General features: G+C 70.1%; 11 protein-coding genes. 4 read left to right on the top strand and 7 right to left on the bottom strand.

Annotation, left to right across the window (positions count from 1 at the left end; genetic code table 11):
- The 3 genes from O3Q52_RS36920 to O3Q52_RS36910 all read right to left on the bottom strand — a co-directional run.
- A partial coding sequence (locus O3Q52_RS36920; protein WP_269652979.1) for an EAL domain-containing protein occupies positions 1–532 on the bottom strand: 532 nt, incomplete at its 3' end.
- A gap of 116 nt (positions 533–648) precedes the next feature.
- Positions 649–1839 (bottom strand): lipid-transfer protein, encoded by a 1191-nt coding sequence (locus tag O3Q52_RS36915; protein WP_269652978.1) that lies wholly within the window; start codon positions 1837–1839, stop codon positions 649–651.
- Positions 1836–2261, bottom strand: a complete 426-nt coding sequence (locus O3Q52_RS36910; RefSeq protein ID WP_269652980.1) for a Zn-ribbon domain-containing OB-fold protein — start codon at positions 2259–2261, stop codon at positions 1836–1838. The genes O3Q52_RS36915 and O3Q52_RS36910 overlap by 4 nt, the downstream gene beginning before the upstream one ends.
- Before the next feature lie 325 nt (positions 2262–2586).
- Between O3Q52_RS36910 and O3Q52_RS36905 the strand changes: the two genes are divergently transcribed.
- A complete protein-coding gene (locus tag O3Q52_RS36905; protein WP_269652977.1) occupies positions 2587–3396 on the top strand; it encodes a M15 family metallopeptidase in 810 nt (269 codons plus the stop codon).
- A 47-nt stretch (positions 3397–3443) separates the two neighbouring features.
- On the top strand, positions 3444–3980 hold the full coding sequence (locus O3Q52_RS36900; RefSeq protein ID WP_269652976.1) for an NUDIX domain-containing protein: 537 nt from the start codon (positions 3444–3446) through the stop codon (positions 3978–3980).
- Positions 3981–4063: 83 nt separating this feature from the next.
- Here the strand turns inward: O3Q52_RS36900 and O3Q52_RS36895 are convergent, their stop codons facing one another.
- On the bottom strand, positions 4064–6430 hold the full coding sequence (locus O3Q52_RS36895) for a TIM-barrel domain-containing protein (protein WP_269652975.1): 2367 nt from the start codon (positions 6428–6430) through the stop codon (positions 4064–4066).
- A gap of 213 nt (positions 6431–6643) precedes the next feature.
- Here O3Q52_RS36895 and O3Q52_RS36890 point away from each other — a divergent pair, with 213 nt between their 5' ends.
- Complete coding sequence (locus tag O3Q52_RS36890) at positions 6644–8611, top strand: acetoacetate--CoA ligase (RefSeq protein WP_269652974.1); 1968 nt, start codon at positions 6644–6646, stop codon at positions 8609–8611.
- 114 nt (positions 8612–8725) lie between these two features.
- Positions 8726–9622: a hypothetical protein gene (locus tag O3Q52_RS36885; RefSeq protein WP_269652973.1), complete on the top strand. Its 897-nt coding sequence runs from the start codon at positions 8726–8728 to the stop codon at positions 9620–9622.
- A 64-nt stretch (positions 9623–9686) separates the two neighbouring features.
- Here O3Q52_RS36885 and ptsP read toward each other — a convergent pair whose 3' ends face one another.
- The 3 genes from ptsP to O3Q52_RS36870 form a co-directional block, all read right to left on the bottom strand.
- A complete protein-coding gene (gene ptsP, locus O3Q52_RS36880) occupies positions 9687–11357 on the bottom strand; it encodes a phosphoenolpyruvate--protein phosphotransferase (RefSeq protein WP_269652972.1) in 1671 nt (556 codons plus the stop codon).
- Between the two features lie 76 nt (positions 11358–11433).
- A complete protein-coding gene (locus O3Q52_RS36875; RefSeq protein ID WP_269652971.1) occupies positions 11434–11883 on the bottom strand; it encodes a PTS glucose transporter subunit IIA in 450 nt (149 codons plus the stop codon).
- 282 nt (positions 11884–12165) lie between these two features.
- A partial coding sequence (locus tag O3Q52_RS36870) for a hypothetical protein (RefSeq protein ID WP_269652970.1) occupies positions 12166–12348 on the bottom strand: 183 nt, incomplete at its 5' end.

Raw genomic sequence — 12348 nt, 5'->3', positions numbered from 1 at the left:
CCCCCAGCTGCTCGCACAGCGTGCGCATCGCCCGCACCACCGCCGGCCTCGACAGCAGGGACGCGTCCAACTTCATTAGATCGGGCGCCAGATCCGCGAGCACCCGCAGGGGTACGTCACCGTCGCCGATGCCGTCCGCGCAGATCCGGAAGCCCTCGCCGCGCAGCACCGACACCGCCTCGACCAGCGCCTGGTGCGGTACGTGGGTGAAGGGCGGGCCGACGTCGACCGTCACCTCCCACGGCATGCGCCCGGCCTGCCGCACCTCGTCACGGAGCGCGGCGAGCCCTCCGAGATCGGCGAGGGTCCCGGCGAACACGTTGACGTGCAGTGGCAGCAGCGTCTCCTGACGGGCCGCCGCCCGTATCGCCAACGCGGCCAGCCGGCCGTCGAGTTCGGGATCCCGGCGCGCCTGCGCGAGGATGTCACCGGACTCCGGACGGGCGAGTATCTCCAGCGCCGTAACCCCTCCGGTCGTCAGATTGACGACCGGCTGGAAGGCGAAGCGGACAGTATCCGTCCAGGAGGGCACGGAAGCATAATGACGCCACCCGCGTACGCCCAGGCGCAGTTCACGAGCTGTTCACGCACGATTCCGGGCCGATCACACAGCGTGCGGACGACCCCTGCCGAGCACGCCGGGCCTCCTCACCTGACGGCGATCACGGACGACCCGTGCCCGAACAGCCCCTGGTTCGCGGTGATCCCCACCCGCGCACCCGCGACCTGCCGGTCACCCGCGGCTCCCCGCAACTGCCAGGTGAGCTCGCAGACCTGGGCGATGGCCTGCGCCGGAACGGCCTCTCCGAAGGAGGCGAGTCCGCCGCTGACGTTCACCGGTATTCGTCCTCCCTGCGCCGTCGTGCCCTCCCGCAGCAGCTTGGCCGCCTCGCCCTCGCCGCACAGGCCCAGGTCCTCGTACCACTCCAACTCCAGGGCCGTGGACAGGTCGTAGACCTCCGCGAGCGAGAGATCCTCCGGGCCGAGGCCCGCCTCCTCGTACGCGGCCCGCGCGATCGACGCGCGGAACGTGTCGGCCGCAGGCTCCGCCGCGACCGCGGAGTCCGTCGCGATGTCGGGAAGGTCGAGCACGGCGTTGGGATAGCGCGGCGTCACCGTGGACACCGCGCGGATCCGCACCGGGTCCGCCGCCCCGTGGCGGCGTGCGAACTCCATGCTGGACAGCACGAGTGCCGCTGCCCCGTCCGAGGTCGCGCAGATGTCGAGCAGCCGCAGCGGATCGGCCACGACGGCCGAGGCGGCGACCTCCTCGGCCGTGACCCGCTTGCGGTAGCGGGCGTTGGGATTCAGCGCTCCCAGAGCCGCGTTCTTCACCTTGACCTGCGCGAAGTCCTCCAGGGTGTCCCCGTGGACGGCCATTCGCCGTCGCGCGTACAGCCCGAAGTACGTCGGATTCGTCGCCCCCAGGACCCGGAACCGCAGCCAGTCCGGATCGTCGGGCCGGTCCCCGCCCGCAGGCCGGAAGAAGCCCTTCGGGGCCGCGTCCGCGCCCACCACCAGAACCACGTCCGCGAGACCCGAAAGGATCTGCGCCCGCGCGGTGTTGACGGCCTGCGCCCCCGACGCGCACGCCGCGTACACGCTCGCGACCCGGGCGCCCTGCCAGCCCAGTGCCTTCGCGAACGTCGCCCCCGCCACATAGCCCGGGTATCCGCCACGGACCGTACCCGCGCCGACGATCGAGCCGACGACCCGCCAGTCGACCCCCGCGTCGGCGAGCGCCGCGCGCGCGGCCACCGTCCCGTACTCCACGAAGCCGCGCCCCCACTTGCCCCAGGGGTGCATGCCCGCGCCGAGCACCGCCACTTCACCTGTCATGCCGTCACCCCCGTCGGCCGCCAGTGCCACGTCGTCCAGGTCGTCTCCGCGTCCTCGTTCAGCACGCCCGGGACGACCTCCACCTCCATACCCACCGTCAGGTCGGCGACGGTGACCCCGGGAACGGTCTGTCCGAGCACCACGAGCCGTTCGGATTCCAGTTCCACAGCGATCAACGCATACGGCCGCCATTCCAGTTCCGGATCGGACACATACGGTGACGGCGGCCGGTACCGGCTGTCCGTGTACGACCACACGCGGCCGCGCCGCGACAGCGGAACTTCTTCCAGATCGCCGCCGGGGCAACCCGGATTGCGGCAGAAGGCGTCCTCACGCGGGAAGAACACCGACGCGCAGGCCGAGCAGCGCGTGCCGAGGAGTCGGAACTCCTCTCCCTCGCCGGTGAACCAGCCGGTGACCACGGGTGTACGGGTGCGCGACAAGATCCCTCCACGACACTGGATCTGACGGAACGTCAGAAGTGTGCCACGGGCAGGGTCGATTGGGCAGGGCGTCGGAGTGCATCACGAAGTGCAAGAGGGGTCGTCACGGGAGAACCGATCAGGCCTCCTGAGCGTCGGAGTATCGGTAGGGACGGCCGGGGCCCACGGGGGTGGTTCCGGCCGTTCCTCGTCCCTGAGTCACACGGGTCGACTCCCGCCCCGGCCGCATCCGCTCACTCGATCGGGCGCGGACTGTATCCGATCTCTTCCCCAGGGGAACCTGCACCTGATAGATGCAGGGAACATGACACGACTCTCCATGGCGGTACGCAGCCTCGTCACCGTCCTCGCCGCCCTGCTGGCCGTCACCGCGGCCTCCGCGACGGCCCGGGCCACGACCGAGCCGAAGGCTCCCGCCGACTTCGTGGCCCTGAGATCCGTGGACCCCACGATCATCCAGGAGATCCGCTACTTCACCCCGCACAACTTCGTGGGCGAGCGCATCGACGGCTACCGGCAGCCCCTCTGCATCCTCACCAGGCCCGCCGCCGAGGCCCTCCACCAGGCCCAGCGGCGACTGCTGGGGCAGGGCTACTCCCTGAAGGTGTACGACTGCTACCGGCCCCAGCGGTCCGTGGACCACTTCGTCCGCTGGGCCAAGGACCTCGAAGACCAGGCCATGAAGGCCGAGTTCTATCCGAACGTCGACAAGACCCGTCTGTTCGAGGACGGTTACATCGCGGAGAAGTCCGGCCACAGCCGCGGCTCGACCATGGACCTCACCCTCGTGAAGCTCCCGGCGGTGCCGACCCGCCCGTATGTCCCCGGAGAGCCCCTCGTGCCCTGCTTCGCGCCCCAGGGCGAGCGTTTCCCGGACAACTCCGTGGACATGGGCACCGGTTACGACTGCTTCGACACCCTGTCGCACACCCTCGACCCGCGCATCCAGGGACAGCAGCGCGCCAACAGGCTGCTCCTGAAGGACGCCCTCGAAGGCCTCGGTTTCGTGAACCTGGCCGAGGAGTGGTGGCACTTCACGTACAAGCCCGAGCTGTACCCCGACACCTATTTCGACTTCCCGGTGTCGACCAAATCCCTCATCCAGTCTCACTGAGGCGGCCCGCGCAGACGTCCTTGTGATGATCGGATACAGTCCCGGGCGTGTCTCCAACCCAGATCCCGTCCGCCAACTCCGCGCCGGACTCCCACTGTTCGAGCTGCGGCGCGCCCTACGGAGAGGGCGTTTCCGGCTGGCCCCGCACCTGCTCCTCCTGCCGCACCGTGGCCTACCGCAACCCGATCCCGGTCGCGGTGGCCCTGCAACCCGTGTACGACACCAAGGGTGCGGCCCTGGTAGTCATCACCCGGACCATCGCTCCCGCGCGCGGGGGTATCGCCCTGCCCGGAGGGTTCATCGACCAACGGGAGGACTGGCGGCAGGCCGTCGTCCGTGAACTCAAGGAGGAGACGGGCATCACCGCGGCCGGCCGCGACGTACGGCTCGTCGACGCACTGAGCTCCCCCGACGGCCACCTGCTGCTCTTCGGAGCCCTCCCGGAGCGACCGGTGGCCGACCTGCCGCCGTCCGTCGCGACCGACGAGACCGAGGGCTGGCAACTGCTGCGCAGGGCGACCGAACTCGCCTTCCCGCTGCACACCCTGGCGGCGAAGGCGTGGTTCGAGGGCCGTTACGTCTGAGTGCTCTTCACACGCCCTCGGTGGGGCCGTGCCCGAGTCGGGCACGGCCCCACCGAGGGCTGTGGGCCCCTTTCAGGCGTGTGTCACAACGCTCCCAGCCCCCGCACCCGAACGGGCAGTGACGGCTCACTGCGACCGTCCTCCCCGTACCGCTCGACGATCACCTGCTTCCCCTTCCGACGCGTCACATAGCGCTCGATCTCCGGCTCCTCCCAGCCGTCGCCCGAGTCCGCCACCACCAGCCCGCCCCCGGTCCGTCCGCGGGCGGGCGCCCACACCTCCAGCTCCAGACCGCCGTCCTCGCCACGGACCGGCAGGACGGCCCCGGCACGGGCCAGGACCGGAATCCGCGACAAGGGGGCGTCGATCAGCACCTGCGCGGGCCCTTCGTACGCCATCTCTGTCACCGTGTCGTACCAGCGCCCCCGCGGCAGTTGCACCGCACGCCGATCGGCCCCCGGGTCCAGCACCGGCGCCACCAGAAGACAGTCACCCAGCAGGAAGGCGTCCTCGCAGTCCCGCAGCGCCCTGTCCTCCGGCGCGCCCCACCACACCGGCCGCACATAGGGCGCACCCGTACGGCGTGCCAGATGCGCCAGCGTCATGAAGTACGGCAGCAGCCGCCGCCGTTCGACGAGCGCCACGCGCGCGTGCCCGAGAACGTCGTCCCCGAACTCCCAGGGCTCCCTGCGCCCCGCCCGCAGACTCGCGTGCGTACGGAACAGCGGCAGGTACGCACCCAGCTGGAACCACCGCAGATACAGCTCGGGGGACGGGCTCCCGTCGAAGCCGCCCACATCGGGACCCGAATACGGCACACCGCACAGCCCGAGGCCCATCACCAGCGACAGGGACGCCCGCAGACCGGGCCACCCCGTGGCCACGTCCCCGGACCAGGTCCCTCCGTAGCGCTGCATTCCGGCCCACCCGGAACGGGAGAAGAGGAACGGCCGCTCCTGGGGCGTCAGTTCGCGCAGACCTTCGTAGCCCGCCTGCGCCATGCCGAGCGCGTACACGTTGTGCGCCTCACGATGGTCACCGCCGCGACCCTCCAGGTCGTGCCGCGCCGAACGGGGCAGCGTCGACTCCCCGAAGGCGGCGAAGGACACGGGCTCGTTCATGTCGTGCCAGAAACCCGCGAACCCCTGGGAGAGCCGCTCTCCGTAGAGGCCGCCCCACCACCGGCGCGCACGCGCGCGCGTGAAGTCCGGATAGACCACCTCGCCCGGCCAGACCACCCCACGCACCGGCTGCCCGGCGGCGTCCCGCACGAAGGCCTCCTCGGCGGTCCCGCTTTCGTACACGGAGTTGCCGGGCTCCGCCTTCACCGCCGGATCCACGATCGACACCAGCCGGATCCCGTCCCTGCGCAGTTCCTCGGCGAGCACCGGCAGCTTCGGGAAGCGGTCCCGGTCGACCGTGAACACCTGATGCGCGTCGAAGTGGTCGATGTCGAGGTGCACGGCCTCCAGCGGCAGCCCGCGCTCGTGATAGCCGCCTACGATCCGCCGCACCTCCTCCTCGCTCCCGAAGCCCCACCGCGCGTGATGGTGCCCCAGGGCCCAGGCCGGCGGCAGCGCGGCGGCTCCGGTCAGAGACGCCCACGCGTGCAGCACGCGCGCGGGATTGCCCACCATCACCCAGCAGCGCAGGGGCCCGCCGTCCATCCGGAGTTCGCTCGTCCCGGCCCGGTCGTGCCCGGACCCGGCCCCCTCCTCGCCCTCGCGCAACGTCACACCGCCGTCCCACGTGCTGTCGTGGAACACCAGGTGGGTGGCCGCGTCGGCCACCACCATCTGCACCGGCATGGTGATGTACAGCGGATCGTCGCCGGGCCCGAAGGCGTGCCCAGGATCGGTGTTCCACAGCCGATACGTTCCGTCGCGCAGCCGGGGCCCCGACGCGCGCCCGCCCAGTCCGAAGAACCGCGCGTCCGCGGCCACTTCGGACCGCTGCATCCAGCGCGCCTCCCCACCGCCGACCGGCTCCCACCACCGCGGCGGCAGATCCCGCCGCAGGGTCACCCCGCCCGGCGTACGCACCTCCACGGCCCCGTGCCGCGACACGACGACCGTCATCCGCTCCGCCACGACCCGCCACGCGCCGTCCTTGTCCGGCTCCAGCAGGACCCGGGGGTCCGGTTCGGGCGAGGGGCCCGCGAGCGCGTACGACGGTTCTGGCCCCGCCCCGTCCCAGCCCCAGAAGACGGCACCGCCGGCCGTGACGGTGATCCGCAGCTCCGACCGGGTGAACCGTACGACCCCACCACCCGGACCCGGCTCCACGCTCAGCACGGGCCCGGGAACCCGCGCCCGCTCGGCGCCCCGCGGCGGCAGCCCCGAGGCGTCGGCACGCCTCCTCCGCCACGCGGCCCGCACGGTACGCAGCCCCTGGGCCGATCCCACCGAACCGACCGCCTTCATCGAACGCACCAGGTCACGACCGTCCATGCTGCTCAGCCTGCCACCCGAAACGGCCGTTGAGTGAGTCGTTCAACTTCCGTTCACCCGTGGCAGGACCACATCTTCACGAGCTGGACTATGTGGGGCTCGCCCTGGTGCGGAAGTCGATCACATGGCATCGTCCGTGGGAGCCGCGTGACGCGCACACCCCAGCTCGTGCGCGGTACACGCACACGACGCGCACAGTCCGGGAGCCGCCCCATGACCTCAGCGAACCCCTCGCCGCTCTGGCAACCCGACCCGGGCCGCATCGCCCAGGCACAGATCACCCGATTCCAGACCTGGACCGCCGAGCAGCACGGAGCCCCCGCCGAGGGTGGCTACGCCGCTCTGCACCGCTGGTCCGTGGACGAACTGGACACGTTCTGGAAAGCCGTCACCGAGTGGTTCGACGTACGGTTCTCGACCCCCTACGCGCGCGTGCTGGGCGACCGGTCGATGCCGGGCGCACAGTGGTTCCCCGGAGCCACCCTCAACTACGCCGAGCACGCCCTGCGGGCGGCCGACACCCGAGCGGACGAACCGGCACTCCTCCATGTCGACGAGACCCACGAACCGACCCCGGTCAGCTGGTCCGAACTGCGCCGCCAGGTCGGCTCCCTGGCCGCCGAACTCCGAGCCCTCGGCGTACGCCCGGGGGACCGCGTCAGCGGCTACCTCCCGAACGTGCCCCAGGCCGTGGTCGCTCTCCTAGCCACCGCGGCCGTCGGCGGCGTCTGGACGTCCTGCGCCCCCGACTTCGGCGCCCGCAGCGTCCTCGACCGCTTCCAGCAGGTCGAACCCGTCGTGCTGTTCACCGTCGACGGCTACCGCTACGGCGGCAAGGAGCACGACCGCCGCGACACCGTCGCCGAACTGCGCGGCGAACTGCCCACCCTGCGCGCCGTCGTCCACATCCCGCTGCTCGGCACCGAGGCCCCCGAGGGTGCCCTGGAATGGTCGGCCCTCACATCGGCGGACGTAACGCCCGTCTACGAAGAGGTTCCTTTCGACCATCCCCTGTGGGTCCTCTACTCCTCCGGCACGACCGGCCTCCCCAAGGCCATCGTCCAGTCCCAGGGCGGCATCCTCGTCGAACACCTCAAGCAGCTCGGCCTCCACTGCGACCTGGGCCCCGACGACCGCTTCTTCTGGTACACCTCCACCGGCTGGATGATGTGGAACTTCCTCGTCTCCGGCCTCCTGACGGGCACCACGATCGTCCTGTACGACGGCAGCCCCGGTTTCCCGGACACCGGTGCCCAGTGGCGCATCGCCGAACGCACCGGCGCCACCCTCTTCGGTACGTCGGCGGCCTACGTCATGGCCTGCCGGAAGGCGGGCGTCCACCCCTCCCGCGACTTCGACCTCTCCCGCGTCCAGTGCGTCGCCACCACCGGCTCGCCCCTGCCGCCCGACGGATTCCGCTGGCTGCACGACGAGGTGCGCGACGACCTGTGGATCGCCTCCGTCAGCGGCGGCACCGACGTGTGCTCCTGCTTCGCCGGAGCCGTCCCCACCCTCCCGGTCTACGTCGGCGAGCTCCAGGCGCCCGGCCTCGGCACCGACCTCCAGTCCTGGGATCCGAGCGGCGAACCCCTCATCGACGAGGTCGGCGAACTCGTCGTCACCAACCCCATGCCGTCGATGCCCATCCGCTTCTGGAACGACCCCGACGGCAGCCGCTACCACGACAGCTACTTCGACACGTACCCCGGAGTGTGGCGCCACGGCGACTGGATCACCGTCACCTCACGCGGCTCCGTCGTCATCCACGGCCGCTCGGACTCCACTCTCAACCGCCAGGGTGTCCGCATGGGTTCGGCCGACATCTACGAAGCCGTCGAGCGGCTCCCCGAGATCCGCGAGTCCCTCGTCATCGGCATCGAACAGCCCGACGGCGGCTACTGGATGCCCCTCTTCGTCCACCTCGCTCCAGGAGCCGTACTCGACGACGCCCTCCTGAGCCGCATCAAGCAGACCATCCGCGAACAACTCTCACCCCGCCACATCCCCGACGAGGTCATCGAGGTGCCCGGAGTCCCGCACACCCTCACCGGCAAGCGCATCGAGGTCCCGGTCAAACGCCTCCTCCAGGGCACCCCCTTGGAGAAGGCGGTCAACCCCGGCTCCATCGACAACCTCGACCTGCTCGGCTTCTACGAGGAGCTGGCCCGCAAGCGCGCCTGACCAACCCCGCGTTCCAGCGTCGCCTCGGGCGTGCTCCCCTCCACGTCCGAGGGGCGTTGTCAGTGCCGCCGGTTACTGTGAGTGAGCATTGATCGACTGCACACAGGGGGAAAAATGACACACACCCAGCACCAGACCATGCGACGCGTCCTGCGCCGTGAAATCGCCGGAACCATCGGGCTGTTGACCGACGAGCAGGACTTCACCGCGATGCGGCGCCGCTACCGCACCTTCACCTTCGACAACCACGCGAGCTATCTCCAGCAGGTGGAAGCCCTGCTTCGAACCCTCTCCTCCCAGGGCGGCCACACCACGGTGGCACTCTTCGACCCCGAGGAGTACGCGGAATTCTGCGCCGAACACGGCCTGGAACCCGACACCCCGTCCAGCCGCACCCGCTTCACCGCGGAACTCGCCGCGACAGGCGCGACCGTCCCGTACGAGGGCCAGCCCCTCGACCACCTCGTCCCGAACCTCATCGACGAAGCCGTCCGACAGGCCACCTGGGAGTACGCGACGACGCTGCTGTCCCGCATCGGCACCTGCGCGTCCTGCGGCGAGGACATCGGCCGAGTCGCCTTCGTACGCGCCTCCGACCTGCTCGTCCGCATCCTCGACGCCTCGGGCCCGGGCGAGCGCCACCTCGTATGCAGCGTCTCCACGGAGCCCGAAACGCTCGTAGCGGTCCTCCGGGCCGACGACGACCAGCACGGAACACCCCACCTGGACGAGGCCGAGGCCCTCGAATTCACCACCGTCCTCGCACTGGGCATCGCCACCCAGAGCCCCGGTGGCCTGGTGATGCGCGCCAGTACCCCCGATACGACCGACCGTGTCTACGGCTGGCGCCTGCGTGGCGAAGGCCTGGAACCGCTCACCGCCGGCGAGGTCTTCGACGCCTACTGCACCGACGTCGAATCCGGCGACCTCGTCTCCCCGGAGTCGGGCGTCGACTACTGCGCACCACCGGACCTGGGCGAGGACGGACCCACGACACGGCACACGCACTGAACACACGAGGGGCGCCCCACCCTCAGGCGGAGCGCCCCTCGACCACGGCGCACGGCACCGACGACTACTCGCCGGACAGCACCGCCTGGGCCGCCGTGCGAGCTTCCTCGGCACTGTCGCAGGCACGTGCGGCCGCCGCGGCACGCTCGCACTGCGCCAGCGTGTACTTGGCCAGCGTCGCGCGTACATAAGGAATCGACGCGGCACCCATGGAGAGAGAGGTGACACCCAGACCGGTCAGCACACACGCGAGCAGCGGGTCCGAAGCGGCCTCGCCGCAGACACCACAGCTCTTGCCCTCGGCCTTGGCCGCCTCGGCGGACAGCGCGACCAGGTCGAGCAGCGCGGGCTGCCACGGATCCTGCAGCCGGGACACCGCACCCACCTGGCGGTCGGCGGCGAAGGTGTACTGCGCGAGGTCGTTGGTCCCCAGCGACAGGAACTCGACCTCCTGCAGGATCGACCGCGCGCGCAGAGCGGCCGACGGAATCTCGACCATGGCACCGAACTTCGCCTGCAGCCCCGCCTCACGGCACGCGTCGGCGAACGCCTTGGCGTCGGCACGGTCCGCGACCATCGGAGCCATCACCTCGAGGTAGACCGGCAGCCCCTCGGAAGCCTTCGCGAGCGCCGTCAACTGCGTCCGCAGTACATCGGGGTGGTCGAGCAGCGAGCGCAGCCCGCGCACGCCCAGCGCCGGGTTCGGTTCATCGGCCGGCGTCAGGAAGTCGAGCGGCTTGTCGGCGCCCGCATCGAGCACCCGCACCACGACCCGCCCCTCGGGGAAGGCCTCCAGCACCTTGCGATACGCCTCGACCTGCTTCTCCTCGGACGGCGCGTTCTTGCTGTCGTCAAGGAAGAGGAACTCGGTACGGAACAGACCCACGCCCTCGGCACCGGCCTCGACCGCCGCAGGAACGTCCGCCGGACCACCTACGTTGGCCAGCAGCGGCACCTTGTGCCCGTCCGACGTGGCACCGGGCCCGGTCGTGGCGGCCAGCGCGGCCCTGCGAGCAGCGGCCGCGGCCTCCATCTCGGCCTTCTTCTCCGCACTCGGATTCACGAAGATCTCACCGGTACTGCCGTCCACGGCGACCAACGTGCCCTCGGCAAGCTCACCCGCGCCCGGCAGCGCCACCACGGCGGGCACACCGAGCGCCCGAGCCAGGATCGCGCTGTGGCTGGTCGGCCCACCCTCCTCGGTGACAAAACCGAGGACCAGCGTCGGGTCGAGCAGGGCGGTGTCGGCGGGCGCCAGGTCACGGGCGATGAGGACGTACGGCTCGTCGCTGTCCGGCACACCCGGCATCGGCACACCGAGGAGCCGGGCGACGATACGGTTCCGCACGTCGTCGAGGTCCGCCACACGTCCGGCGAGGTACTCACCGGCGTTCGCCAGCAGCGCGCGATACGCGGCGAACGCGTCGTACACCCCACGCTCGGCCGTGCTCCCGACCGCGATACGCCGCTCGACATCGGCCATGAGCTCCGGGTCCTGGGCCATCATGGCCTGGGCCTCGAGAACGGCCTGAGCCTCGCCGCCCGCCAGATTGCCGCGCGCCATCAGGTCGGCCGCAACGGCTTCGACGGCCTTGCGGGCGCGCCCCTGTTCGCGCTCCGCGTCCTCCGTCGGTATCTGCTTGGCAGGCGGCTCCAGCACCGCCGTTCCCATGTGCCGAACCTCGCCGATCGCCACACCGTGGCTCACGCCGACGCCTCGCAGCGTTGTCTCCATGTCACCCGTCTCCGATAGAGCGGCGGGTCCCGCCGCCGCGATGGTTGTTGTGCCTGCTGTTCATGACGGCAGGGAGTCAGTGCCAGCTGAAGAGAGCGTCGCCAGCCTTCACATCGGCGTCAACGCTGACGTCGGAGAGGGACTCAGCCGTGGCCTCGAGCGCCACGATGGGGCAGATGGGGGACTTGCCGGCGGCCTCGACGGCAGCCGGGTCCCAGCGCACCACGGACTGACCGCGCTGCACGGTGTCGCCCTTGTTGACGAGCAGCTCGAAGCCCTCGCCGTTGAGCTGAACGGTGTCGATACCGAGGTGCGTCAGCACTCCATGCCCCTCTTCGTCGACCACGACGAAGGCGTGAGGGTGGAGCGAGACGACAACGCCGTCGATGGGGGCGACGGCGGCCGAGGCCTCCCGGACAGGGTCGATCGCGGTGCCGGGGCCCACCATGGCTCCGGAGAAGACCGGATCAGGTACAGCTGTGAGTCCGATGGTGCGTCCTGCAAGAGGGGACGTCACGGTGGTCATGGGAAGCCTCCCAGGGGCGGAGATTCAGATGGGCCGTCGCTGCCTGTCCTGGACGGCGCACTGCTCAGCAGCGTAAGTCATATGAAGTGCCGGTTCCGCACGAGAGGACCCGGTTGGTGAACGTCAGGCACAGCGCAAACGATTTGCACGCGCTCCGCGGCCGCATGTAGAGTCGTACACCTGCTTGAGGCCGAGTGGCGCGACCAAGCGTCCTTGCCTGGCAGCATCCAACTTGTCGGATCCTATCTCGGGGTTCGGTTCTGCATGTCCGCAGGATTGTGGTCAGAGAGACGGAAAATCCCTGATAGAGTTTGGAAACACCGAAGGGAAGCCCGGAGGAAAGCCCGAGAGGGTGAGTACGAAGGAAGCGTCCGTTCCTTGAGAACTTAACAGCGTGCCAAAAATCAACGCCAGATATGTTGATACCCCGTCCACCGCATTATGTGGTGGGTGGAGGTTCCTTTG

It is taken from the genome of Streptomyces sp. ActVer (assembly GCF_027270795.1).
Classification (GTDB): domain Bacteria; phylum Actinomycetota; class Actinomycetes; order Streptomycetales; family Streptomycetaceae; genus Streptomyces; species Streptomyces umbrinus_A.
This window is presented reverse-complemented; position numbering and strand designations above follow the sequence as displayed.